This is a genomic window from Paraburkholderia fungorum, from assembly GCF_003610895.1.
Taxonomy (GTDB): domain Bacteria; phylum Pseudomonadota; class Gammaproteobacteria; order Burkholderiales; family Burkholderiaceae; genus Paraburkholderia; species Paraburkholderia fungorum_B.
In genome coordinates, this window is the sequence record NZ_MCAS01000012.1 from 211388 (window position 1) to 234815 (window position 23428).

At 62.8% G+C, this 23428-nt stretch carries 24 protein-coding genes; 15 read left to right on the plus strand and 9 right to left on the minus strand.

Annotated features, from left to right (window positions below; translation table 11 throughout):
• The first annotated feature begins 387 nt into the window (after positions 1–387).
• The gene (locus tag BCY88_RS13685; RefSeq protein WP_259461386.1) at positions 388–1536 is read left to right on the plus strand and encodes an ABC transporter substrate-binding protein; all 1149 of its coding nucleotides are present in this window, start codon (positions 388–390) and stop codon (positions 1534–1536) included.
• A complete protein-coding gene (locus tag BCY88_RS13690) occupies positions 1536–3341 on the plus strand; it encodes a diguanylate cyclase domain-containing protein (RefSeq protein WP_120344759.1) in 1806 nt (601 codons plus the stop codon). The genes BCY88_RS13685 and BCY88_RS13690 overlap by 1 nt, the downstream gene beginning before the upstream one ends.
• A gap of 40 nt (positions 3342–3381) precedes the next feature.
• Here the strand turns inward: BCY88_RS13690 and BCY88_RS13695 are convergent, their stop codons facing one another.
• Positions 3382–4872 carry a mannitol dehydrogenase family protein gene (locus BCY88_RS13695; RefSeq protein ID WP_120344760.1) on the minus strand — a complete coding sequence of 497 codons (1491 nt, stop codon included), beginning with the start codon at positions 4870–4872 and terminating at the stop codon, positions 3382–3384.
• Between the two features lie 238 nt (positions 4873–5110).
• Between BCY88_RS13695 and manD the strand changes: the two genes are divergently transcribed.
• From manD to BCY88_RS13740, 9 genes are all read left to right on the plus strand, one after another.
• Positions 5111–6319, plus strand: a complete 1209-nt coding sequence (gene manD, locus BCY88_RS13700) for a D-mannonate dehydratase ManD (RefSeq protein WP_120345012.1) — start codon at positions 5111–5113, stop codon at positions 6317–6319.
• A 46-nt stretch (positions 6320–6365) separates the two neighbouring features.
• Entirely contained in the window at positions 6366–7769 is a 1404-nt protein-coding gene (locus BCY88_RS13705) for an MFS transporter (RefSeq protein ID WP_259461387.1), read from the plus strand.
• 31 nt (positions 7770–7800) lie between these two features.
• On the plus strand, positions 7801–8847 hold the full coding sequence (locus BCY88_RS13710; protein WP_120344761.1) for an L-idonate 5-dehydrogenase: 1047 nt from the start codon (positions 7801–7803) through the stop codon (positions 8845–8847).
• 111 nt (positions 8848–8958) lie between these two features.
• Positions 8959–10251, plus strand: coding sequence for an MFS transporter (locus BCY88_RS13715; RefSeq protein ID WP_120344762.1), 1293 nt, complete (start codon positions 8959–8961; stop codon positions 10249–10251).
• Between the two features lie 91 nt (positions 10252–10342).
• Positions 10343–11176, plus strand: a complete 834-nt coding sequence (locus tag BCY88_RS13720; protein ID WP_120344763.1) for a GntR family transcriptional regulator — start codon at positions 10343–10345, stop codon at positions 11174–11176.
• Between the two features lie 431 nt (positions 11177–11607).
• Positions 11608–11916: a hypothetical protein gene (locus BCY88_RS13725; RefSeq protein WP_259461388.1), complete on the plus strand. Its 309-nt coding sequence runs from the start codon at positions 11608–11610 to the stop codon at positions 11914–11916.
• Positions 11917–11930: 14 nt separating this feature from the next.
• Positions 11931–12281, plus strand: coding sequence for a hypothetical protein (locus tag BCY88_RS13730; RefSeq protein WP_120345014.1), 351 nt, complete (start codon positions 11931–11933; stop codon positions 12279–12281).
• A gap of 99 nt (positions 12282–12380) precedes the next feature.
• Complete coding sequence (locus BCY88_RS13735) at positions 12381–12806, plus strand: lytic transglycosylase domain-containing protein (protein ID WP_120345015.1); 426 nt, start codon at positions 12381–12383, stop codon at positions 12804–12806.
• A 159-nt stretch (positions 12807–12965) separates the two neighbouring features.
• Positions 12966–13976 carry a lysylphosphatidylglycerol synthase transmembrane domain-containing protein gene (locus BCY88_RS13740; RefSeq protein WP_183081360.1) on the plus strand — a complete coding sequence of 337 codons (1011 nt, stop codon included), beginning with the start codon at positions 12966–12968 and terminating at the stop codon, positions 13974–13976.
• A 44-nt stretch (positions 13977–14020) separates the two neighbouring features.
• On the opposite strand, the gene BCY88_RS13745 is transcribed toward BCY88_RS13740, so the two are convergent.
• Positions 14021–14740: a glycosyltransferase family 2 protein gene (locus BCY88_RS13745; RefSeq protein WP_183081361.1), complete on the minus strand. Its 720-nt coding sequence runs from the start codon at positions 14738–14740 to the stop codon at positions 14021–14023.
• A gap of 131 nt (positions 14741–14871) precedes the next feature.
• On the opposite strand from BCY88_RS13745, the gene BCY88_RS13750 reads away from it, so the two are divergent.
• Complete coding sequence (locus BCY88_RS13750) at positions 14872–15162, plus strand: hypothetical protein (protein ID WP_120344767.1); 291 nt, start codon at positions 14872–14874, stop codon at positions 15160–15162.
• A 9-nt stretch (positions 15163–15171) separates the two neighbouring features.
• Here the strand turns inward: BCY88_RS13750 and BCY88_RS13755 are convergent, their stop codons facing one another.
• From BCY88_RS13755 to phnG, 7 genes are all read right to left on the minus strand, one after another.
• Positions 15172–16305 (minus strand): alpha-D-ribose 1-methylphosphonate 5-triphosphate diphosphatase, encoded by a 1134-nt coding sequence (locus BCY88_RS13755; RefSeq protein WP_120344768.1) that lies wholly within the window; start codon positions 16303–16305, stop codon positions 15172–15174.
• Between the two features lie 93 nt (positions 16306–16398).
• Positions 16399–17163 carry a phosphonate C-P lyase system protein PhnL gene (phnL, locus tag BCY88_RS13760; protein WP_120344769.1) on the minus strand — a complete coding sequence of 255 codons (765 nt, stop codon included), beginning with the start codon at positions 17161–17163 and terminating at the stop codon, positions 16399–16401.
• An 8-nt stretch (positions 17164–17171) separates the two neighbouring features.
• Positions 17172–17942 carry a phosphonate C-P lyase system protein PhnK gene (gene phnK / locus BCY88_RS13765; protein WP_120344770.1) on the minus strand — a complete coding sequence of 257 codons (771 nt, stop codon included), beginning with the start codon at positions 17940–17942 and terminating at the stop codon, positions 17172–17174.
• A complete protein-coding gene (locus BCY88_RS13770; protein WP_120344771.1) occupies positions 17939–18862 on the minus strand; it encodes an alpha-D-ribose 1-methylphosphonate 5-phosphate C-P-lyase PhnJ in 924 nt (307 codons plus the stop codon). The genes phnK and BCY88_RS13770 overlap by 4 nt, the downstream gene beginning before the upstream one ends.
• Complete coding sequence (locus tag BCY88_RS13775; RefSeq protein WP_120344772.1) at positions 18859–20010, minus strand: carbon-phosphorus lyase complex subunit; 1152 nt, start codon at positions 20008–20010, stop codon at positions 18859–18861. The genes BCY88_RS13770 and BCY88_RS13775 overlap by 4 nt, the downstream gene beginning before the upstream one ends.
• Entirely contained in the window at positions 20010–20681 is a 672-nt protein-coding gene (gene phnH, locus BCY88_RS13780) for a phosphonate C-P lyase system protein PhnH (protein WP_120344773.1), read from the minus strand. The genes BCY88_RS13775 and phnH overlap by 1 nt, the downstream gene beginning before the upstream one ends.
• Positions 20681–21166: a phosphonate C-P lyase system protein PhnG gene (gene phnG / locus BCY88_RS13785; RefSeq protein ID WP_120344774.1), complete on the minus strand. Its 486-nt coding sequence runs from the start codon at positions 21164–21166 to the stop codon at positions 20681–20683. Before phnG ends, phnH begins: the two co-directional genes overlap by 1 nt.
• A 181-nt stretch (positions 21167–21347) precedes the next feature.
• Here phnG and phnF point away from each other — a divergent pair, with 181 nt between their 5' ends.
• From phnF to phnN, 3 genes are read left to right on the plus strand one after another with little or no spacing between them, the layout of a single operon-like run.
• On the plus strand, positions 21348–22106 hold the full coding sequence (gene phnF, locus BCY88_RS13790; RefSeq protein WP_120344775.1) for a phosphonate metabolism transcriptional regulator PhnF: 759 nt from the start codon (positions 21348–21350) through the stop codon (positions 22104–22106).
• Positions 22103–22825 (plus strand): DUF1045 domain-containing protein, encoded by a 723-nt coding sequence (locus BCY88_RS13795; RefSeq protein WP_120344776.1) that lies wholly within the window; start codon positions 22103–22105, stop codon positions 22823–22825. The genes phnF and BCY88_RS13795 overlap by 4 nt, the downstream gene beginning before the upstream one ends.
• A gap of 2 nt (positions 22826–22827) precedes the next feature.
• Entirely contained in the window at positions 22828–23427 is a 600-nt protein-coding gene (phnN, locus tag BCY88_RS13800) for a phosphonate metabolism protein/1,5-bisphosphokinase (PRPP-forming) PhnN (RefSeq protein WP_120344777.1), read from the plus strand.
• Position 23428: the final 1 nt, after the last annotated feature.

Here is a 23428-nt window from a genome sequence, read left to right on the forward strand (position 1 = left end):
TTCGCAGGATGCGTGGAGCTGGCAGAATCGGTATTGAATAGCGGTTATTTTCTACCACCTATTGCCGATTATTACAAAGCTCGCGATTGTTTCAATTGACTGTCGGCGAGTTAAAGATTCCGCCAGAACTACCGTTAAATGCAGTTGAGCGCATTTGTTAATTTTGTTAAATCATGTCTGACCGATTGTTTTTCTCGATTGGGCTGGGGCCGGAACCAAAAGTGCATTACTTGGCGCTATTATCAACGCTTTGCACGCCTGCCTTCGCGGCGTGCGAACATATATTGGTATCTGTCTGAACAAAGTCATCGAGCACGACGTCTGCGGTTAAACGCCGCACGCCTGTTTGCGTTCGTCTTAATGACATTCTGCTAAGCGGTTTTGTATATGCGAACGATTTCGATGGCAGATGAAATGCGCTGTTTCAAACCAACACTCTGGCGTCGAATTGCAGGCGCGGCGGCACGCGTGAGTTCGTTGCGCAGCCGCGGGTTTTCCGGTTTTTTGACACTGCTGATAAATGCTGCTCTCTGCTGTAGCCTTTTGTCGTCAGCACCTGTTGCGGCCGCCGGCAAAGTTTTGCGTGTGCTGGCATGGCCCGGTTATGCGGACGCCGACGTCGTCAAGACGTTCGAAGCGCGCTACAACGCGAAGGTCGAAGTCACCTGGGTCGATTCCGACGAGGCCTTATGGACGCAGATGCATGCCCAGGATACGCCGCCGTTCGACGTGCTCGCGGCCAATACGGCTGAAATCGAGCGCTATACCCGCGCGAATCTGCTGGCGCCGCTCGATCTGGCCAGTTTGCCGAATACCAGAAAACAGTTGCCGCGCTTTCAGGCGCTGTCGTCGATTCAAGGACTGACCTCGGCGGGCAAGGTGTACGCCATTCCATTCACGTATTCGTCGATGGGGCTGATCTATGACCGCAAGCAGATCGCCGTTGCACCGCGCTCGATGCGCGAATTGTGGAACCCGCGCTATCGCGGCAAGGTTCTGGACTTCAATAGCGCCCAGCATAATTTTTCGTTTACCGCGCTGGCGCTGGGCTATCCCCATCCCTTCCAGCTCGATGCCACGCAGATGCGGATAATCGCTCGCAAACTCGTCGATCTGCGCCGCAACCTGCTGACCTATTACACGGTGCCGGAAGAAGCGACGGCGTACTTTATCCACCACAACGTCGCCCTGATGTTCGGTAACTACGGCACCCAGCAGGTTGAGTCGCTGCGCCGCGCCGGCGCCGACGTGGGCTATGTGATCCCCGACGAAGGCGCGCTCGCCTGGCTCGACTGCTGGTCGATGACGCGTTCGGCCACGGATCGCCCGCTCGCGCTTGCGTGGATCAATTACATGATCGAGCCCGACGTCAGTGCGTTATTGACGCAACGTCAGGGACTCGCCAACACGTTGACGGCGCCGGCGGAGGGCAGCGACCAGGCGCACATCGTCTGGATTGGCCCAGTGGAAGATATTCAGCGCCGCGAGGAACTGTGGAACAGAATCGTGTCTGGCGACAGGTCGGAGCGTTTTTGATGATACGTCCCGGCTTGACGTTCAAATTGTCGATTCTGCTCGCTTGCATTGGCGTGCTCGCGTCCGGCGCGACCGGCTATTACACGTATCGGGCCAACCGTACGATGCTGGTGAACGAAGCCGAACACAGCCTGCTGACTTCAACGGAACTGCTGGGCCAGCGTTTTTCCATGGCGATCGACGACGTCGGCGCAGACGCGCTGGTGCTCGCGAGCCTGCCGTCTTCGGCGGACGTCCTGCAGACCGACAACGGCATTGGCGCGAACGCGCCGCGCGAACAGTTGGCGAAGGTGTACGCCAGCTTCATGGTTCATCACCCCGAGTATCTGCAGATCCGCCTGATTACCCGCAAGCACTACGGGCTCGAACTGATCCGTTTCGACCGCGATGGGGACGGCCTCGTGCGGGTCCAGGGGGACAGCTTGCAGGAAAAAGGCCAGTTCGCTTATGTGTTCGATACGCTGGCGTTCTCGCCTGGGCGCATTTACACCTCGCCGATCTCGGTGAATCACGAGTACGGCACGCATGCCGCCGAGGGCAAACCCACATTGCGGCTTGGCACACCGGTAGCGGATACGGGCGGGGCGGTGGTGGGCGTGGTCATTATCGACATCGATCTGGGGCGGCTGCTCAACCGTTTGCAGAGCGATTTGCCGAGCGACTATCAGGTATATCTCGCCAACGAATGGGGCGATTTTCTGGTCCATCCGGATGCCTCGAAAACATTCGGTTTCGACAGGGGGCGCCGCGTTCTGATGCAGGATAGTTTCTCGGCCACCAAGCCGCTCTTCGAGCAGACCGAAAGTGAAGTTCTGCTGAACGGTCTCGTACGGCCGCGGCAGGCGGCCGGTCAGGTGCTGGCCTTCGTGCGCAGGCCGTTCGGCGCCTCCGAAGGCAACCGCTTTATCGTGCTCGGCCTCGGCAAGCCGCTCGACGACGTATTGTCCGGCGCGACCCAGCTGGGTAACAGAATCATTCGCATGGTGTTGATCTTCAGCGTGCTGGCACTGTTCCTCGCGGTTCTGTTTGCGCGTGCCGTGACCAAGCCGTTGCACCTTCTCGCGCACGCAGCGACGCATCTGTTCGCCGAGCACGCCATGGAAACGCTGCCGCTCAAACGTACGGACGAGATCGGCATACTGGCGCGTTGCTTCGATCGTCTGCGCCGGGAAATCAGATCGCAACTGGATGTGCTGCATACCAAGCAACGCGAGCTCGTGCATCTTGCCACGCACGACGGGTTGACCGGCCTGCCAAACCGCATGTTGTTCATGCAGAAACTCGAGACGGCGATCGAGGACGCAACGCGGCGCGAGGAGGGGATCGCCGTGCTGTTCGTCGACCTTGACCGCTTCAAGCAGATCAACGACCAGTTCGGCCATTCGATTGGGGACAAGGTGCTGGCGGCGGTGGCGCACCGGCTGAAGCAGGTGCTCTGCACGGCGGACGTTGCCGCGCGTCTCGGCGGTGACGAATTCATCGTGATGATCGAGGGGCCGCGTTCCGCCGAGGCTGCGCCAGGGATTGCTTCGCGGATCATGGGCGCGCTGAACGAAGTCCTGGTGATCGACGGACAAAGCATGACGGTGGGCGCGAGCATCGGCATCAGCCAGTTTCCCGACGACAGCGCCACGGCGGAGGAGTTGCTGCTCAATGCGGATGCGGCGATGTACGCGGCTAAATCCGGTGGACGGTGCGGATATCTGCGGTATCAGGATGTGATCGAGGCGCGCAAGCTGGAACAGGCACGGGAGCCGGCAGGAGAAGGGGAAACGGAAGGCCGTGAGGCGGAGCCGACGGCCTGACACGCTAGTGGCGTGCCGCAGCGCTGATGAAAAACCGTGGTCATTGTGAAGCGGCAATCGCTCCCCGTGCGCCGTTTTCGTGAAGCAACTGCAATGCGCGTCGAAGCGCTGTTCTGAACTCGGGCTCGCCAGCCAGATCAGCTGGAAACACCTCCCGCACAGACAACAATGCGTCCATCAGCGCCTGCGGCTCGCCATGCGCGGATGCCGCGAGCGCCTTCAATCGACTGGCCTGCGGGTCGCTGATTTCGTAGCGCGTGCCGTCGTCCGCGTGGCCGCGCAAAAACATCATCCAGGCCGCGACAGCCAGCGCCAGACGCGTGAACGATTGACCCGCGGCGATGCGCGCCGCAATCGTGGCGAGCAGACGCGGTGGAATCTTCTGGCTGCCGTCCATCGCGATCTGCGCGCAACGATGCTTTAGTGCCGGATTCGCGTAACGCTCGAGCAATGCGTCGCGATAGGCGGGCAGATCGAATGACGCGGGCATGGTCAGCGTCGGCGCGATTTCGTGCGTCATCATCGCGTGAATGAGATTGCGCATGGCGGGGTGGGAGATTGCTGCGTCGATGGTCTCGAAACCGCCGAGCATCGACAGGTAGGCCAGTGTCGAATGCGTGCCGTTCAGCATGCGCAGCTTCGCCAGTTCGAATGGCGTGACGTCGTCGACGAGTTGCGCGCCGGCTGCGTTCCATGCAGGACGTCCCACCGGAAAACGGTCTTCAATGACCCATTGGCGGAACGGCTCGCACGGCACTGGTACGGCATCCTCATAAACGATCGCGTGAGCCACGGCGACGCGTTCGGCGTTGGTGGTGGCCGGCACGATACGGTCGACCATCGTCGATGGAAATGCAACGTGGGCGGCGATCCAGTCGGCCAGCGCAGGATCGAGTTGCCGCGCGAACGAACAGACCACCTGGCGCACGGCGGCGCCGTTGTGGGAAAGGTTGTCGCACGAAAGAACCGTGAACGGTTGACTGTTCGCGGCGTCGCGCCGCGCTCGCAAGGCTGCGACGAGAATGCCCGGTACCGTGCGCGGCTCGAGCGGATGAGCCAGATCGTGCGCGACGGCGGGGTCGTCCAACGCGACTTCGCCGGTTTTCGGATCGCGGCAATAGCCTTTTTCGGTGACGGTCAGCGAGACGATCCGCACCAGCGGATCCGCGAGACGCGCGAACAGGGCGGCGCGATCGTGCGGCATGGCGAGCACTTCGCGCAGCGCCCGCAGCACCGTCACTTTGACACCCTGCGCGCCGCGTTCAACCACGCTATACAGGCCTTGCTGTTCCATCAGCGCATCGCGCTTGCCGACATCGCCTTGCAGCGTGACGCCGCAAATGCCCCAGTCACCGCCTGCGGCAAGCATCGCCTCTTCCGTATAGAGGGCCTGATGCGCGCGATGAAAGTTGCCAATCCCCAGATGAACGATGCCGATGCGCGGCTCCTGCCATTGCGGCGAGAGCAGATGCGTTTTCAGCGTGGGCAGTGCGTGGCGAACGAGGCGAGGCAAGGTGGCTGCAGAGGTCATGTCATGAAATCCGTGGTTCGGAACAGAGCAGAAAAGACTGTGGCACAACGCCGTTCAGCGGGAAAACCCTGATTTGACGTGTCGATATACTTGTATGGTAGCATCGTTCAAACGGCTTGAGACAGATTGATGACGGTGATTTTCCGCTTCAGTCCGTGCTCGAAACCGACATGAAACATAGTGGGTCGCGTGCTGCCGCTCAATGCGGTTCGCGACTTGCTTCTGCAAGGAAGATGTCATGAAGATCGTTCGCGCCGACGTGATCGTCACGTGCCCGGGCCGTAATTTCGTCACGCTGAAGATCGTCACAGACGAAGGCGTGCACGGCATCGGCGATGCCACACTGAACGGCCGCGAACTGGCGGTCGCTTCGTACCTGAAAGATCACGTCTGCCCATTGCTGATCGGGCGTGATCCCGGCCGTATCGAAGACACCTGGCAATATCTCTACAAAGGCGCGTACTGGCGGCGCGGTCCCGTCACCATGACGGCGATCGCCGCCGTGGACATGGCGCTGTGGGACATTCTCGGCAAGGTCACCGGCATGCCGCTGTACAAGCTGCTCGGCGGCGCCTCGCGAGATGGCGTGATGGTGTACGGCCACGCCACCGGCCGCGACATTCCCGAAGCGCTCGATCGTTACGCTGAACATATCGAAGCCGGCTATCAGGCCATCCGGATTCAGTGCGGTGTGCCGAACATGCGTTCGGTGTACGGCGTATCGAAAGGCAGCGGCATGTACGAGCCGGCCACCAAGGGCGCGGTTGAAGAGCAGAGCTGGTCGTCGGAGAAGTATCTCGACTTCGTGCCGAAGCTCTTCGAAGCGGTGCGCGACAAGTTCGGCTTCGAAACGCATTTGCTGCATGACGTCCATCACCGTTTGACGCCGATCGAAGCCGCGCGTCTAGGCAAATCGGTCGAACCGTATCGTCTGTTCTGGATGGAAGATCCGACGCCCGCGGAAAACCAGGCGGGCTTCCGGCTGATTCGCGAACATACGGTCACGCCGATCGCGGTGGGCGAAGTCTTCAACAGCATCTGGGATTGCAAACAGTTGATCGAAGAGCAGTTGATCGACTATATCCGCGCAACCTTGACCCACGCGGGCGGCATTACGCATCTGCGGCGCATTGCGGATTTTGCTTCGCTTTACCAGGTGAGAACCGGTTGCCACGGGCCGTCCGATCTGTCGCCGGTGTGCATGGGAGCTGCGCTTCACTTCGACTTGTGGGTGCCGAATTTCGGTGTTCAGGAGTACATGGGTTTTCCGCAGGAAGCGCTCGAGGTATTCCCGCATGCATGGCGCTTCGAGCGCGGCATGATGCATCCCGGCGAAGCGCCGGGCCACGGCGTCGACATCGACGAAGCCGCGGCCGCGCGATATCCCTACGACCCCGCGTACCTGCCGGTCGCGCGTCTCGAAGACGGAACGCTGTGGAACTGGTGAGCTGATTTCGCTTCGCCAACCTAATTACATAATCATGGAGACACGCGTGAACCCAGCACGTCCGCAAGCCGCGGCGCCGGCCAGCACCGCCATGCTGCGCCGCGTAGCCTTCGCCTCGACCATTGGCACCGCGGCCGAGTACTACGATTTCTTCGTGTACGGCACAGCCGCCGTGCTGGTGTTCGGCCAGAAATTCTTCCCCTCCGCCGACCCGCTGATCGGCACGCTCGCCGCTTTCGCCACCTATGCGGTCGGTTTTCTGGCGCGGCCGCTAGGCGGCATCGTGTTCGGTCATTTCGGCGATCGTGTCGGGCGCAAGAAGGCCTTGATCGTGACGATCCTGATCGTCGGCTTGGGGACGTTCGTGATCGGCCTGCTGCCGGACTATCAGTCGATCGGAATCTGGGCGCCGATCGCGTTGATCGTGATTCGCGTGCTGCAAGGTTTCGGCGTGGGGGGCGAACAGGCGGGCGCCGTGTTGCTGACGGCGGAATATGCGCCGCCTGTCCGGCGCGGCTTCTTTGCAAGCCTCGTGCAACTCGGCGCGCCGGCGGGCTTCCTGATTCCGTCGGGTCTGTTCGCCCTGCTAAGCGCGACGTTGACGCAGACGCAGCTGCTCGACTGGGGCTGGCGGATTCCGTTTCTCGCCAGCGCGCTGCTGGTCGCCGTGGGCCTCTATATCCGCTTGCGCACCGAAGAGTCGCCGGTCTTTGCGACGATCCAGCAGACCAAGGCAGTCGCTTCGCGCCCGGTGGTGGAGGTGGTGCGGCAGTTCGGTCCGACGATCGTCAAGGGTGTCGGGGCCAAGCTGATCGAGGCGTGCACTTTCGCGATGTACACGATGATCGTGCTCGCGTACGGTAAAGCACACGGCATCGCACAAAGCATGCTGCTCGAAACGGTGATCGTCGCGGTTGCGCTCGAACTCGTGACGATTCCGCTCGCCGGCGCGTTGTCCGATCGCATTGGGCGGCGGCCGACCTTCATTGCCGGTGCTTTATTGCACGTGGCGCTGGTGGTGCCGTTCTTCATGGCAATCGACAGCGGCAACCGCGCAGCGATTCAGCTCGTGATGATTCTCGCCATTAGCGTGGGCCACAGTCTTTGCTATGCACCGCAAGCGGCGCTGTTCCCCGAACTGTTTCCGGCGCGCGTGCGCTGCAGCGGTATCGCGTTGATCTGGCAGATTGGCTCTTTGCTCGGCAGCGGAGTACTCGGTCTACTGGCGGTCAAACTGATTCAGGCCACGCACGGCAATTCGCTCGCGTTGATCATTTATGTAGCGGTGCTCGGCATCGTCTCGGCTGTGTCGCTCTTTGCGTTGCCGGAAACGGCGCCCTCGCGGCGCGGCGGCGATCTCCACGACTGGAGCGGCGGTGAGCCGGTGGAGGCGCATACGGCAGCGCAAGCATTGCCGTCCTCATCATCTTCTTCCGTCGCGCAGCACTGAGCGCGCGATCTTTGCCATACCGGAGTTCATCATGCTTGCAGCCGTGCTTCACGAACCCAAACTGATCCGCATCGACGAAGTCGAGCCGCCCGTGCCCGGTCCGGGGCAGGTGCGGGTGCGCGTGCGTGCCGGTGGTATTTGCGGTTCGGATCTGTCGTACTACTTCAAAGGAAAGAGCGGGGACTTCGCGGTGCGCGAGCCGTTCGTGCTCGGACATGAGGTGGCCGGCGAGATCGATTCGCTTGGCGAGGGAGTGAGTGCAGAGAGTCGCCTGATGCCAGGGCAGCGGGTTGCCGTCAATCCAGGGCTCGCGTGTGGGACGTGCCGTTTCTGCGTCGGCGGGATGCCGAATCATTGTCTGAACATGCGCTTCATGGGCAGTGCCTCGACGTTCCCGCACACGCAGGGCATGTTCCGTCAGTACATCGTCGTCGCGGCGCGGCAGTGCGTGCCCGTGCCGGATGGCGTCGATTTTGCGCAGGCTTCGATGGCCGAGCCGCTCGCCGTCGCGTTGCATGCGGTGAAGCAGGCCGGCTCGCTCGTCGGCGCGAGTGTGTTGCTGGTGGGGTGCGGGCCGATCGGCTGCATTCTGCTGAGCGTGGCGCGCCGCGCCGGTGCTCATCGCGTGGTCGCGCTGGATCTTTCGGATCGCGCGTTGCAGGTCGCGCGCCAACTCGGCGCGGATCAGACCGTCAACGCTACGGATACTGCGACGATCGATCAATGGTCCGCACAACGGGGCACCTTCGACGTCGTCATCGAGGCATCGGGCAGTCCCGCCGGCCTCGATACGGCACTGCGCGCCGCGCGTGCGGGCGGCACGGTGATTCAGGTGGGTAATCTGCCGGCCGGCCAGTCGCCGGTAGCGGCGAATCTCGTGATGTCGAAAGAACTCCGATATCAAGGCTCGTTCCGTTTCACCAGCGAATACGCTATCGCCGCCGACGAAATCGCCGCCGGCAAGGTCGACCTGAAACCGCTGATGACGCATGCGTTCGCAATGAGCGAGGCTAATCGTGCATTCGAGGTGGCGCTCGATCGTTCGCAGTCGATGAAGGTGCATCTGAGCTTCGACTGAGGATCAGCCGTGGTTTGAAGCGCTGCGTCTCACCGCTGCGCGCTGCCAGCCCAATCAGGCGACTTAAGCTAATCAAACGCCCACCAAGAGGCGACCCGAAGGAGATACCCGATGATCAAGAGTCAACGCTGGTTCGTTGTTGCGCTACTGTTTCTGGCCGGCGTCATCAATTACCTCGACCGCGCAGCGCTATCGATTGCCGCGCCGCTGATCCAGAAAGACCTGAACTTCTCGCATGCGCAAATGGGCATCGTGTTCAGCAGTTTTTTTATCGGCTATGCGCTGTTCAATTTTGTTGGCGGCGTGCTGTCGGACAAGGTCGGCGCGAAGCGCGTATTTGGCACCGCAATGGGTCTGTGGTCGATTTTCTGCGGCGCGACCGCGCTGGCAAGCGGCATCGGTTCGCTGATCGTGCTGCGTGTGTTGTTCGGCATGGGCGAGGGGCCGTTCAGTTCGTCCAACAGCAAGATGGTCAACAACTGGTTTCCGCGCAAGGAAGTCGCGAGCGCGATTGGCGTGATCAGTTCGGGCACGCCGCTAGGCGGCGCGCTGGCGGGCCCGGTGGTCGGCTTCATGGCGGTGCAGTTCGGCTGGCGCTGGGCCTTTGTCGCGATCATGCTGCTGGGACTCCTGTGGCTCGTCTTCTGGGCGGCAACGACGACCGAGCACCCGCACGAAAACGCGCGCGTGACGCCTGACGAGATCGAACTCATTCGCGCCGGCCAGGCGGATGAACATGCGATTGCGCATTCGGCTGACGGGGAGCGGTTCGGCCTGCGGCATTTCCTGAAGAAGCCGATCATTCTGGCGACGGCCTTCGCATTTTTCTCCTATAACTACGTGCTGTTTTTCTTCCTGTCGTGGTTTCCGACCTATCTGACCGAAGCCCATCACCTGAGCCTGCGCGATATGAGTTTCGCGACGGTGATTCCATGGCTGCTTGGCAGTATTGGCCTCGCGGCGGGCGGCTTCATCTCGGACTTCATCTTGCGTCTGACCGGCAAGCCGCTGTTGTCGCGCAAGATCGTGCTGGGGAGTTGCCTTGGCGCGGCGGCGGTATGTGTGGCGTTGGCCGGGCGTGTTGCCAGCACTCAGGGTGCGGTTGCGCTGATGTCGATATCGATCTTCTTCCTGTATGTGACCGGCGCGGTGTACTGGGCCGTGATTCAGGACACCGTGCCGCGTGAACACGTCGGCGGTGTGGGTGGCTTTGTGCACTTGCTGGCGAATCTCGCCGGCGTGATCGGACCGGCGGTGACCGGCTTTATCGTCGAAGCGACGCACGGTAATTACACCAGCGCGTTCGTGCTGGCGGGGGCGATTGCCGTGCTCGGCGCTGTGTGTTCGCTGGTGTGGATTCGCGAGCCGCGCGCGGGTACGCTGAAGATGAAAGGTGCATGGTAGTATGGTGCAGCGCACCTGAGCGGGTATTGATGGTGCGCTGTCTGCCTGTCATTCATTCGCTGCCATTAGCCGCCATTAGCTGTTTCGCCCGATGCCGACCAAGAACCTCCACGCCAGCGCGTCTTCTTTCTCTTCCGATGCCACGCCCGCCGCGCCCCGCACGCGGCGCCGCGCGACTGTTCAGGCCGGCGCGCGCGTCGAATTGCCGGACCTGACTGCCAGCGTCTCGTTCGACTCGCACGAGCCGATCGGCAAGCAGATTTTCCGCGCGCTGCGCGAGGCGATTTTTGCCGGTCAGATGGTGCCGGGCACACCGCTCTCGGAGAAGGAAGTGTCCGACATGTTTCAGGTGTCGCGGCAGCCGGTGCGGGAAGCATTCATCAAGCTGGTCGAAGCGGGCGTACTTCAGGTATTGCCGCAGCGCGGCACCTTTGTGAAGCGCATTTCGCCACGCCAGGTGCGGGAAGGGCGCTTCATTCGCGAGGCGATCGAGACGGCGGTGGTGCGCAAGGCCGCCGTGTCGATTACCGACGAGCAGTTGCAGGCTCTTGCCGACAATCTTCGCGACCAGCGGCTCGCGGCGAAATCGAACGATACCGCTGCTTTCCTCGCGCTCGACGAGGCGTTTCATTATGCGATCGCCCAGTCGATCGATTGCACGGCGGCATGGGAAACGATTCAGGACATCAAGGCGCAGATGGATCGCGTGCGCTATCTGAGCATGCCTGACGTATCGCCCTTCGATCTGCTGATCAGACAGCACGCGAAGATTCTGGCCGGTCTGCGCGCGCACGACCCGAGCGCCGCTGAAGAAGCGATGCGCAGTCACCTGCGCGAGATTCTGATGTCGCTCGGTCCCATTGCCGCGCGCAATCCAGCGTGGTTCGACGCGGATGAACCGGAACGCGTGCTGCTCTCGACTTGAGCGGATGATTTAAGCCGATAACTTAGGTCGATAACTTAGGCCGATGAGTCGATTGCCCGTTCGCTTATCGGCGTGATGACCGTCGGCACGTTCCTCGCGCTGAGCTCTCCCGTTCTACTCGCGCAATGACTCGCGCACGACCCGTGGAACCCGTTCCGCGGCGTCTTCCGTTTCACAATCCTCAGATGAATAAATCGCCCGGAACACGAGGCAAGTTCGCCTCGTTCAGCGCCTGGCCGAGCGTCGAAGCAATCGTTTGCGCCGATCTTGAGGCAACTCTTTTTGATTTTCGCGCATGTGTTTTTGGCCTATCAACTTTTCCTGCGGGTCTGCCGAAAACATCGCTATAGCAACGGGATTGACTGGAGAGGGCTGTGAAGCGACAGGTGTGGTTTTTGATTGCCGTTCTTGCACTGGCCGGATGCGCGCAGATGCCAGCGCAGAATGCCGCGCACACGGACAAGGCGCCCAACGAAGTCATCAGCTTCGAGATTCCGCCGGATGCGCTCGGGGCGCACGACCCGCAACTCAGCGCCGTGCTTGCCAAGGCAGGGGCATTGGCCGCCGCGCAGCAGCAATCCACGGTGGTGCTGGTCACCGCGCTGGGACAGGATTTCGCCTATCTGAACCAGGCGGTGTGGAAGGGTGTGCCGGTGCAACGCATGTCGAAGGTGAGCTTCGAAAATCGAACCGCGGGTCTGGGTCAGCCGTATAGCGTGTCGATCAGGACGGTGCAATGAAGGAGGCCATCGCGATGCTTCGAATCAGCTTACTAACGGTGGCCACGTTGCTCGCCGCGCCTGTTTTTGCGGGCCAGCCGGGAACGGACCTGCAGTCGGCCAGTGCGCTTTCCGCAGCACCCCCCGCTGCGGCGGACAAGGTTTATCCGCCGTTGCCATCGCTGGCAATGCTGCCGCCGTCGAGCGGCAGCGACGACGATTTGCCGGTAAAGCCCGCGCCGCATCGCAAGAAGTCGCGCGCACCGATGCCGGCACAGGAGCATAGGGGACCGCCGATGCCGCCCGTGCGGCTCATCGTGTCCGATGCTTCACATGCTTACCTTGATTCCGTGCAACGGCAGATCGATCAGGCGCTCGTCAAGTAATCCGGCCGGCGCGCAGCTGTCCCCAACTCTTATCGCGATCAAGCGGAAGGATGAATCGTGTCCTTGAAGATCTTCTGTTTTGCGCTGGCATGGCTGTCGATGTCCAGTGCGGCGCATGCCGGCGACGATTGCTTCAACGAGGCCGCGGCTTACCAGGGCGTCAATCCGTGGGTATTGCGCGCCGTCGCGTGGTACGAATCGAAGGGGGACCCAGGCGCGATTCATCAGAACGCGAACGGCTCGATCGACGTGGGCCAGTTGCAGATCAATTCAATTCATTTCGGCGATCTCGCGCGCGAGGGTGTGCCGCATCGCGCGTTGACCGATCCGTGCGTGAACGTCTATGTGGCCGCTTGGCTGCTCAAGCAGAAGATGGTCAAGTACGGCAACACGTGGCGTGCGATCGGCGCTTATCACTCGGAAACGCCGAAGCAGCGCGACGCCTACGCCCGTAGCATCCAGCGAGTTCTGGTCGACTGGGGGCAATTGCCGTCCGCCAGCCAGCCGCTCATGGCGAGCCGCTAGTCGCCAGCCGTTAGCTGGCCGTTAGCTAGTCGTCAGTCACGAAACCGCAGCGTCGAGTGGTTATCATGAGGCCTCGGACGGCCTCGATTTCACCCGCGAAGCAGCGCTCGCCCGCTTCGCGCGGAAAGGTAGGCCTGGCTGTACTTGCTGGGGCTCTCGTTGATCAGATCTCATACGCGTAAAGCGGCGGTGTTGGTGGCGCTTGCGGGCATCGGCCTTGCGGTCGGCGCGCCGTTCGCGCTCAATTCGCATGCGGCCCTCGCGGGGCTGGGCGGTGTTTCTCTCTATGTGTTCCTCGCGCTTGCCGCGAGCGCCGCGCTGAGCGGACTGGCCAAGGCCGGCAAGCTGCATCTGATACAGACCACACTCGGCTTGCACGTGAGTTTCCTGCGCACGATCGGCATTACGCTGCTGGCCGATTTCGCTTTTCTGGTTTCGCCGCTGGGCGCGGCAGGTTATGGCGTCAATATCGGTTTGCTGCAGCGCGCCGGAGCGTCATGGTCGCTGGCGACAACCGTCGTCAGCGCGGATCAGGCGCTCGATCTCGCGTTCTTCGCAACCGCCGTGCCGGTGTCCTTGCTGTTTGCTTTCGGACCGTTGATGCAATTGATGCCGCACGCGAGCGCGCCGCTCGTGCTGGCTGTGCTCGCAAGCGGCGTGTGTCTCGCGGGCGTCTGCTGGTTGAACCGTCGGCGTGTTGCGGCGACACTGGACGCCACGGGCCGGCGGGTCCGGTGGCTGCACGAGCGCCGGGCGAGGTTGTCGCGCTTTTGCCGCAGCGTCGGCCGGCAATGGCGGGAGCTGGTTGGCGGCCCCAAGTGGCGGCTTGCCGCGCTGCTGGTGCTGACCACCCAGCAGTGGCTGCTTCGCTATGGCGCGCTGTGGTTTATTTTGCGCGAGCTTGGATACCGTCTGCCCTTGGGTTTTGTGCTGGCTGTGCAGGCGGTCGCGCTGCATGCCGCACTGTGGACCGGGGTGCCCGCGGGCGGCGGCACCGGCGATATCGCGCTTGCTGCCGCGTTCGCCAGTTGGGTGCCACGGGCGAGCATCGCCACGGCACTCGTTCTGTGGCGCTTCGCGACGCTCTACTGTCCGTTGATGCTCGGCGCGGCGAGTTTCGCCGCGCTTGCAACGAGGGGGCGCAGCGCTTTACCGGCGGCAACGAAGTGAGACCTCGAGGCTCAGCGCTGGAAACGTGAGTGTTTCAGCGTGGGCTAGTCGGGCACCTTTTTCATGCGTGCCGCAAAACTTGCCCGTGGATGGTCGTCGACGCGTAGGCAGAGTAATTGAAAGGTCTGTGAGATCAGCGCGAGCGGATAAACAGCCTTGAACAGGTCCGCGATCATGCGCCATTCCGCACGCAGGCCTTTCCAATAGCCGAGTTTCTCGGTTTTGCGAGCCTGCGTGACGCGCGGCCAGTGCGTGACCGCGATCGGCAGGCGGCGTTCGATGATGCGGCGGTTCATGAACACCTCGACGCCGAAACGCGGCATGCCGTGAACTTCCTGCAGAACTTCGCTCAGCAGCGTTTTTCTGACGACCCGTTCACCGGAGACAAAATCGAGGCCGATGGCACGAAACGCCAGCAGGCTGTTCTGACGCAGGCTCAGGCTGACTTGCGCCTTGCCTTGCAGAACGGGAAGCGCGAGCGCGCTGATACATTCGGCGCTCAGCCCTTTCAGATCGGCGTCGAGCAGCATGAGCCACTCGCCTCTCGCCGCGGCCATTCCGCTTGCCATCGCGGCGCTTTTACCCCGGTTTTCCGTACCACGAATGAGCCGCACGGACGGGAAGCGTTCGACTATTTCAGCGGTGCCGTCAGTCGAACCGTCGTCCACCACGATGATCTCGCCGAGCAACGGATGGGCGCAGGCTACGGCAAGCACGGTGCCGATGCGGGGCGCTTCGTTGTAGGCGCAGATGACGCAAGACATGCGCGGAGAATGCCGGTTTGAAGCGAGATCTGTCATAGAGCGCGGTGTAGTGGCGGGTAATGGTGCGGTGCAGCACAATACTGATTTTTCAGCTATAGTCGGGCTACGGCTTATGCCCAGAGAGGTACAGAATGTACGACGCCGAAATCGCCGCCACCCTCCTGAATCGTTGGGCCACACGTTCATCAACAACTGACTTCGACACCTATCTCGAGCTGCTGCGCGAGGGCAACCTCAGTTTCACCTACCAATCCGGTCACGTGCGCGAAGCCGGCGTTGCGGAGGGGAGCGCATTCAATATCGAATCCCTCGTTTTCGACGACGGCTCGCGCACGCTGCGCGTCGAAGCACCTGACCGGACGCCCCGCTGGACTCGCTGGGCCGCGGTGGAACCGCTGCTGCCCGCATCCAGCGAGGCCTGAACACCCTCGTCAGACGATCCGTGCTCCGGCGCGATACGTTGCGCGCGGCACGGGCAGGGTGTCGAGCATCGTGACGCGCACGAAATCCGCGCGCAAACCCGCTTCGATCGCTCCGCGGTCATGCAGGCCCGCCGTACGGGCCGGTTCGGCAGAGACCGTCGCCATGGCGCGCGGCAGTGTCCAGCCGGCCTTGCTGACGAGTTCGAACACCGCCGTCATCAAACTGGAAGGCACGTAGTCCGAAGACAGGATATCGAGCAAGCCTGCCTTCGCCAGTTCGAGCGCCGACACGTTGCCGGAGTGCGAGCCGCCGCGCACGATATTCGGCGCACCCATGATGGTCGAAATACCATGCTCGCGTGCCGTTTCGGCGGCGATGCGGGTGGTCGGAAATTCCGCCAGCACGATGCCTTCGGCCTTGGCCTGTTCGACGTGCTCGATCAGCGTGTCGTCATGGCTGGCCACCGGAATACCGAGCCGGTTGCAGCGCGCGACAATCTCGCGGCGGTGCGTGTCGGCGTAACGTTCCTGTTCGACGGACAGTTCGGCCAATGCGGTCGCCACATGTTCGTCAGTCAGTTTGCCGTTGCGCTCCTGGAAGCGGCGCCATTGTTCGCGGTCATGCCATTGACGTTGGCCGGGCGTGTGATCCATCACCGAGGCGAGCCGCAGCAACGGGTGCTCGCACAACGAATCGAACACCTCGACCACGTCGGCGGTGGCGATCTCGCAGCGCAGATGCAGAAAGTGTTCGGCGCGTAACAGCTTGCGCCCGGCGAACCGCGTGAGGGATTCGGCGCATTGTGTCTGCAGATCGCGGCCGCGCAGCCCGACGTTCGAGCGCGACCCGATCGCGAGGGCATCGAACACCGTGGTGATGCCGGCCGCCGCCACCTGTGCGTCGTGGATCACGAAGGCGGCATCGGTATTCCATTGCACGCCCGGACGCGGCGCCAGATGCTTCTCGAGGTTATCCGTGTGCAGTTCGATCAGACCCGGCAACAGATAGTCGCCGTCCCAATCTTCCGCTTCGCGCGCCGAGGTCGTGCCACGCTCGACGTCGCGAATCACGCCGTCTTCGATGCGTATCACACCGGTAAATTCTTCGTCTCGCGTCACGATGCGAGCGTTCCTGATCAACATCGACTTGCTCCGTAGTCTGTCTTGGGTATTGCACGCCGTGCTTCGACGCCGCGCTTCGACCCAGTGGTTCAGTTTAGTGCCGTTTCGTGTCAATTAGTGCCGCAGCGGCGGCTGGAGTTCGAAGCGCCGTGTAGCGACCTTGTTGCGGGTATCTTCGTCGTGAAAGATACCGACAATCGCCGCGCCGCGCTCGCGTGCTTCCACGATCAGATCGGCGACCACGTCGCGGTTCTCCGCGTCGAGCGAGGCCGTGGGCTCGTCGAGCAGCAGCACCGGATGTCCTGCGATCAGGCCGCGGGCAATGTTGACGCGCTGCTGTTCGCCGCCGGAGAAGGTCGCGGGGGCGAGCGACCACAGCCGCCTGGGCACATTCAACCTCGCCAGCAGGGCCGCGGCGCGCGCGTCGGCTTCATCTTGCGCCACGCCGCGCGACAGCAGCGGCTCAGCGACCAGCGTGAGCGTCGGCACGCGCGGAATCACGCGCAGAAACTGGCTGACGTAGCCGACCACGCCGCGGCGCAGACGCAGCACGTCGTGCGGCTCGGCGCCGGTAATCGATACCGGCTGGCCGTCATCGGCCGCGTCGCGAATCGCAATGGCGCCCGTGCTGGCCAGATAATTGCCGTACAGGCAGCGCAGCAGCGTGCTCTTGCCCGCGCCTGACGGCCCGACCAGCACGACACACTCGCCGCGCTCCACATCGAGCGACACCCCCGCGAGCGCTTCGATCTGCACGCCGCCCTGACCGTGCAACGTGAAAGTCTTGCCGATGCCGACCGCGCGCAGCATCAGCGCGTTGTTCTCGCTGAATGCGCGTTCAGCAGCGTGTGATTCCTTGCTTGTTTCAATGGATCGCATTGTGAGCCTCAAACCGGCAGAACCGAGGAAACCAGCGTTTGCGTGTAGGGATGCTGCGGATCGTCGAGCACCTGGTCCGTCAGGCCGGCTTCGACTACTTCGCCGCCTTGCATCACCATCAGGCGATGCGCGAGCAGACGCGCCACGCCGATATCGTGCGTCACGATCAGCACCGACAGATGCAGCGTGGACGTCAGCGTGCGCAGCAGATCGAGCAGGCGAGCCTGTACCGATACGTCGAGACCGGCGGTCGGCTCGTCCATGAAGACGAGGCGCGGACCCGTGACGAGATTGCGCGCGATCTGCAAACGCTGCTGCATGCCGCCGGAAAACGCCGCCGGAAGTTCGTCGATGCGGGTGGCGTCGAGTTCGACGCGTTCCATCCATCGCGTTGCCGTGTGACGGATATCGCCATAGTGGCGCGCACCGACGGCCATCAACGGCTCGCCGATATTCGCGCCGGCGGAGACGCCGTTGCGCAGGCCGTCACGCGGATTCTGCTGCACGAAGCCCCACTCGGTGCGCATCAGCAAACGCCGGCGCGGTTCGGACAAGGCGCGCAGATCGAGCTTTTCGCCATGCGTGGCGGTGTAATGGAGCGAACCGTTATCGGCTTCGGTTTTCAGGGCCAGGGTATTCAACAGCGTGGTCTTGCCCGAGCCGGATTCGCCGACGATGCACAGCACTTCGCCCGGATACAGATCGAAGCTGACGTTCCTGCAGCCGTTACGGCCGCCAAATTGTTTGGTGAGCGAGCGGGCGCTCAACAGCGGCGTCATGCGGTTTCTCCTTTGCGCGCTTCGTATGAGGGCAACTCGAGGTCCTGATCGCCGCGGCGTTCATGACAGTAGTCGCTATCCGAGCAAACGAACATGCGCTTGCCGGCGTCGTCGACGATCATTTCGTCGAGGAAGCTTTCCGTCGATCCGCACAGCGCGCACGCGTGCTGCCACTTCTGCACTTCGAACGGATGATCGTCGAAGTCGAGACTGCGCACAGCGGTGTACGGCGGGATGGCGTAAATGCGCCGCTCGCGGCCCGCGCCGAACAATTGCAGCGCCGGGTTCATATGCATCTTCGGGTTGTCGAACTTCGGAATCGGCGACGGCGAACTCAGATAGCGATGGTTGACCATCACCGGGTAGTCGTACGTAGTGGCGATGCTTCCGTGATGGACGATGTCCTCGTACAGCTTCACGCTGATCAGCCCGTAATCGGCCAGCGCGTGCAGCTTCTTGCACTCGGCGACGCGCGGTTCCAGGCGATACAACGGTTCGGGCATAGGTACCTGATAGACCAGAATCTGCCTGTCGGTGAGCGGCGCTTCGGGAATCCGGTGACGTGTCTGGACGATCGTCGCTTCGGTCGTGCGGCGCGTGGTCGCCACGCCCGTGGTGCGCGCGAAGAAGCGGCGGATATTGACCGCATTGGTGGTTTCGTCGGAGCCCTGATCGATGACCTTCAGCGTATCGTTCTTGCCGATGATCGCCGCGGTCACCTGAATGCCACCCGTGCCCCAGCCGTACGGCAAGGGCATTTCCCGCGAGCCGAACGGGACCTGGTAGCCCGGCACGGCGACCGCCTTGAGCAAGGCGCGACGCAGCATGCGTTTGGTCTGCTCGTCGAGGTAGGCGAAGTTGTAGCCGTCCGCGGCGCTGTCGTACGAAGCAGTGCTGAGGGAAGTGTCTGGCGCGTTCATGCGGCTTGCTCCTGCTGGTTCTGGCCCTGATCCCTGTCTCGATCGTTATCCTGATTTTTGTCTTCCGCGCCGTGTTGCGCGCGCAGGCGTCGAACGAGTTCGAGTTCGGACTGGAAGTCGACGTAGTGAGGCAACTTCAGATGCTGAACGAAGCCGGACGCTTCGACGTTGTCGCTGTGCGAGAGCATGAATTCGATATCCTGCGTCGGCGAGGCGAGCGTTTCACCGAGCTCTTCAGCGCGCAACGCACGATCCACCAGGGCCATGGCCATCGCCTTGCGTTCCGAGTGTCCGAACGCGAGGCCGTAGCCCTGCGTGAAGGTAGGCGCTACGTCGCTGCTGCCGGCGAACTGGTTGATCATCTGGCATTCGGTGACGTCGATATCGCCGATCTCGACGGTCTCGCCCAACTCGTCGAGTTCCATTTCGACGGTGATGGTGCCGAAGCGAATCTCACCGGCAAACGGATGCGAATGCGCGTAGCCGCGTTGCGTGGCGTAGCCCATGGCGAGCAGGAAGCCTTCGTCGCCGCGGGCGAGATTCTGCAGGCGCGTGGAGCGGTTCGCCGGAAAGGCGAGCGGTTCGCGCGAGAGGTCGCCCGGCTCCGGCGCGTCCGGCGTGGGACGTTCCTGTTCGATCAGTCCTTCCTTGTCGAGCAGCGTGACCACGCGCGGCATCGCTTCCGCTGCGCTTTGGGTGGCCTGCTGGGACGGCGGCGTCGCAGCGCTTGTGGCATCGCCTTCGGCGAGCAAGGCGAAATCCAGCAGACGTTGCGTGTAATCGTAAGTCGCGCCGAGCACCTGTCCGCCTGGCACGTCCTTGAACGTTGCCGAAATGCGGCGCGCTACGTGCATGGCTTCGGTGTCGATGGCTTGCGTGTAACCGAAACGCGGCAACGTGGTGCGATAGGCACGCAACAGAAAGATCGCCTCGACCAGATCGCCTGCGGCCTGTTTGATTGCGAGCGCGGCAAGTTCTTCGTCGTAGACCGAGCCTTCGGTCATCACGCGCGCGACGGCGAGGCGCAACTGTTCGCGAATTTGTGCGACGCTGAGTTCGGCCAGCCGCGTATCGCCGCGACGCGCCTTGTCGAGCAGACGCCACGACGCTTCGATCGCGCGTTCTCCTCCCTTGACGGCAACGTACATTAGTTCACCTTCGCTTGAGTTGTCCGCGGCAAGCCGATCAGCGTGCTGCCACAGACGAGATAACAATCGATGCCGCAAGGAAAGAGCGGCGCGAGGGCGGCGCGTTCGCGCCAGAAATGCTCGGGCAAGCCGGCCGGCGCGATCGTCGTGGTGTCCTGAATGCCGGGGCCGCTGAGCACGACCGGCGTGCCGCCCGTCAGTGCTTCGACGCGGATCAGCAAGGTCACCGATTGCTCAGGCGACTCCGCTGCGCCAAGAGGAAAACTTTCCAGCGCCGGCATGGCGCCTGCGTCGTGAATATAGGCAAAGGCGGCAAGTCCCGGTTCGTCGACGAGCGGTGCGCCGGTGTGAAACCGCAGGGCCGACGCCAGCGCTGTATCGGCTTGTGCGAGCCATACCGGCGTAGCGTAGTCGCACAGGGTCAGCAGCGCGGCGAATGCGGCGAGCGCGGCCGGCGTCTCCCGCACTTGCGGCAAACCCTGTTCGACGACGCCCACCGTGCCGGGGCGCGACAGCGCGTCGAGCAGCGTGCGGAAGACCGCCTGGGTGTCGTGGACGGGGTCCGCGAAACCGGGCGTGAGTGTACTCAATGAGGTGCTCAATGAGGTACTCAATGAGGTGGCCAGCGAGGTGGCCAGCGAGGTGGCCGATGCATTCTGTGAGTTTTCCATCAGTCGCCTCTGACCATGGTGAAGAATTCGACGCGTGTCGCCGCAGTATCCTGGCGGCGCTCAGCGCGTTCGGCGGCCTGCTGTGCGGCAAACGGCTCGATCAATTGCCGATGCAAGGCCGCATGATGCTCGGGCATTTGCAGCAGCGCGTCTGCCAGTGCGGCCAGTTCCGCGCGGCGGCGGTCGCGGCCCAGATGGCAAGCCACGCCGACTGCCGCGGCAGCCTCGTTCGTGACGCGCAAACGCAATGTGGCGCGCGTGACGGTGGCTTCACCGAGATTGAACGGGTCGCCGCTGCCGCCGACGCGGCCGCGCACCATCGCGAGGCCGATTTCGGGTGGCCGCAGCCAGTCGTAAGCGGGTGGCGGGACGCCTTGCAGCGCGCGATCCAGTGCGGCTTCGAGATCGGCGCGCGGTGTGCGGGCCAGCACGGCCATCCATGCGCGGCGCATGGCGGAGGAGGGCGAAGCGAGAGTGGCACTCATCGAATTTCCTGTTGATCCAGCGAGTGGACATTTGAGCATCTATTCGTCTAAACGTCTAGACGTTTAGGGGTGTGCTCGCGAAGGGTTGTCGCACATACGCACCGATTCACATTTTCATCACGGCTTGCGCACTACAATGCATGGCATAGCGAATATTTGAACCCAGGGGAATGACAGCACCATGACATCGAACGACAACGCGACGCCGGGCACGCTGCTCGAACGCGGCGCGGGCGTTGCCGTCTGGCGGCAGATCGAACAGATTCTGGCGGCGGAAATCGCAGCGAGCGGCTTTGGTGAAGAGGGCCGTTTGCCGAGCGAGGGCGAACTGGCCAAACGCTTCGACGTGAACCGGCATACCGTGCGCCGCGCCATGCTCGGTCTGGCCGCGCTAGGCCTCGTCAGCGTCGAGCAGGGGCGTGGCACCTTCGTGCAGCCCGGCGCGATCGACTATACGATTGGCCGGCGCACGCGGTTTACAGAAAACTTGCGGCAGCAGAATCACACGGCGGCCGGCACCATGTTATCGGCCGCGCGCGTGAAGGCCGAGCCGAACGTCGCGAAGGCCCTGGGCCTGCGGGCGGGCGCGTCGGTCTACCGGGTCGAGTCCCTGCACGAATCGGATGGCGTGCCGCTCACATTTGCACGCAACTGGTATCCGGCGGCGCGTTTTCCGGATTTGCCCGAAGTACTGGAGCGCACCGGCGGCGTGACGAAGTCGATGGCGGAGTTCGGCGTGACCGACTATCTGCGCAAATGGAGCCGCATCGGCAGCGTGTTGCCCGAGCCGGAGGTGGCGCGGCGTTTGAATATCAACCGGCAGCAACCGGTGCTGTGGGTCGAAAACGTCGACGTCGATCTGGAAGGCACGCCGGTCAAATACGGTTTCACGCATTTTGCGGCGGACCGCGTGCAACTGCTGGTGGAGCACGACCTATGAGCGGCGCGGTGTGGGGTGCCGAGGCTCGTTTCGCCGTATATTACGCGCCGTCGCGCGAGTCGGCATGGTGGCCGGCGGGCTCGGCGTGGCTGGGGCGTGACGCGCAAAGCGGCGCGCCATGCGTGTCGCCGCAACCGGACGCGCTGGCGCGGCCGTTGGCCGAGCTCACCGAAGCGCCGCGTCGCTATGGTTGGCACGGCACGCTGGTTGCGCCGTTTCATCTTGCTCAGGGCGTGACCCAGCAGGATCTGCTCGAAGCGGCGCGCGTATGGGCCGGCGCGCAACGTCCATTCGCTTTGCCTGTCGAAGCCGCGACGCTCGGCGATTTCGTCGCTCTGCGTCCCGCTGATCAGGATGGCGAAGCGAACATCCGTCGCGTCGCGTCCAGTGCGTTGCAAACGCTCGATGCTTTGCGCGCCAAGCCGTCCGCCGCCGCTCTCGCGCGGCGTCTCGCGGCGCCGTTGAGCGAGCGGCAGCGTGCCTTGCTGATTGAATGGGGTTATCCGTACGTCTTCGACGAATTCCGTTTTCACATGACGCTATCCAGTTCGCTCGCCGATGCCGCTGAGCGCGCGATCCTGGTTGCATGGTGGCAGGCCCGAACGCCCGCGCTCGGGCCGCTCGCTATCGATCATGCGGCGCTTTTTGTCGAACCCGGGCCCGGCGAACCGTTCGTCCTGTGGCACCGCGTGCCGTTCCAGACTGGTGAGGCGAAATAACAATGGCAGGGCGTTTGATCTATGTAATGGGGCCGTCCGGCGCGGGCAAAGATTCATTGCTGAGTTTTGCGCGCAGCCGCCTGATGGGCGAGCCGATTCTGTTTGCGCATCGCTACATCACGCGGCCGAGCGGCAACGGCGAAGCGCATGTCGCGTTGAGCGTCGAAGAATTCGCGGCGCGTTCGGTACTCGGTCTGTTCGCGCTCGAATGGTCGAGCCACTCGCTGCGCTACGGCATCGGTGTCGAACTCGATGCATGGCTTGCACGCGGTTGCACGGTCGTTGTCAATGGATCGCGTCAGCATTTGCAGCACACCTTGGCGCGTTATCCGTACGCGGAAGTCGTGCATGTGAATGCGGCGCCGCATATCCTCGAAGCACGGCTCGGCGCGCGGGCGCGGGAGTCGGCGGAACAGGTCGCGGCGAGACTCGCACGCCGGGCGCCGTTTTCGCTGCCGGAGGGGATTCGCTGCACGACGATCGACAACTCCGGCGCGCTGGAAGACGCGGGGCATGCGCTGATTGCTTTCCTGCAGGCGAACACTGAGGTTGGTGACGTTAGTGACGTTCCCCGTGTTCCCAACGTTCACAACGCCCGATAGG

Coding starts and splice junctions, on each gene's coding strand:
- BCY88_RS13685 (WP_259461386.1), top strand. CDS start 388: ATGCGAACGATTTCGATGGCAGATGAAATGCGCTGTTTCAAACCAACA.
- BCY88_RS13690 (WP_120344759.1), top strand. CDS start 1,536: ATGATACGTCCCGGCTTGACGTTCAAATTGTCGATTCTGCTCGCTTGC.
- BCY88_RS13695 (WP_120344760.1), bottom strand. CDS start 4,872: ATGACCTCTGCAGCCACCTTGCCTCGCCTCGTTCGCCACGCACTGCCC.
- manD (WP_120345012.1), top strand. CDS start 5,111: ATGAAGATCGTTCGCGCCGACGTGATCGTCACGTGCCCGGGCCGTAAT.
- BCY88_RS13710 (WP_120344761.1), top strand. CDS start 7,801: ATGCTTGCAGCCGTGCTTCACGAACCCAAACTGATCCGCATCGACGAA.
- BCY88_RS13715 (WP_120344762.1), top strand. CDS start 8,959: ATGATCAAGAGTCAACGCTGGTTCGTTGTTGCGCTACTGTTTCTGGCC.
- BCY88_RS13720 (WP_120344763.1), top strand. CDS start 10,343: ATGCCGACCAAGAACCTCCACGCCAGCGCGTCTTCTTTCTCTTCCGAT.
- BCY88_RS13725 (WP_259461388.1), top strand. CDS start 11,608: ATGCCAGCGCAGAATGCCGCGCACACGGACAAGGCGCCCAACGAAGTC.
- BCY88_RS13730 (WP_120345014.1), top strand. CDS start 11,931: ATGCTTCGAATCAGCTTACTAACGGTGGCCACGTTGCTCGCCGCGCCT.
- BCY88_RS13735 (WP_120345015.1), top strand. CDS start 12,381: ATGTCCAGTGCGGCGCATGCCGGCGACGATTGCTTCAACGAGGCCGCG.
- BCY88_RS13745 (WP_183081361.1), bottom strand. CDS start 14,740: ATGTCTTGCGTCATCTGCGCCTACAACGAAGCGCCCCGCATCGGCACC.
- BCY88_RS13750 (WP_120344767.1), top strand. CDS start 14,872: ATGTACGACGCCGAAATCGCCGCCACCCTCCTGAATCGTTGGGCCACA.
- BCY88_RS13755 (WP_120344768.1), bottom strand. CDS start 16,305: ATGTTGATCAGGAACGCTCGCATCGTGACGCGAGACGAAGAATTTACC.
- phnL (WP_120344769.1), bottom strand. CDS start 17,163: ATGCGATCCATTGAAACAAGCAAGGAATCACACGCTGCTGAACGCGCA.
- phnK (WP_120344770.1), bottom strand. CDS start 17,942: ATGACGCCGCTGTTGAGCGCCCGCTCGCTCACCAAACAATTTGGCGGC.
- BCY88_RS13770 (WP_120344771.1), bottom strand. CDS start 18,862: ATGAACGCGCCAGACACTTCCCTCAGCACTGCTTCGTACGACAGCGCC.
- BCY88_RS13775 (WP_120344772.1), bottom strand. CDS start 20,010: ATGTACGTTGCCGTCAAGGGAGGAGAACGCGCGATCGAAGCGTCGTGG.
- phnH (WP_120344773.1), bottom strand. CDS start 20,681: ATGGAAAACTCACAGAATGCATCGGCCACCTCGCTGGCCACCTCGCTG.
- phnG (WP_120344774.1), bottom strand. CDS start 21,166: ATGAGTGCCACTCTCGCTTCGCCCTCCTCCGCCATGCGCCGCGCATGG.
- phnF (WP_120344775.1), top strand. CDS start 21,348: ATGACATCGAACGACAACGCGACGCCGGGCACGCTGCTCGAACGCGGC.
- BCY88_RS13795 (WP_120344776.1), top strand. CDS start 22,103: ATGAGCGGCGCGGTGTGGGGTGCCGAGGCTCGTTTCGCCGTATATTAC.
- phnN (WP_120344777.1), top strand. CDS start 22,828: ATGGCAGGGCGTTTGATCTATGTAATGGGGCCGTCCGGCGCGGGCAAA.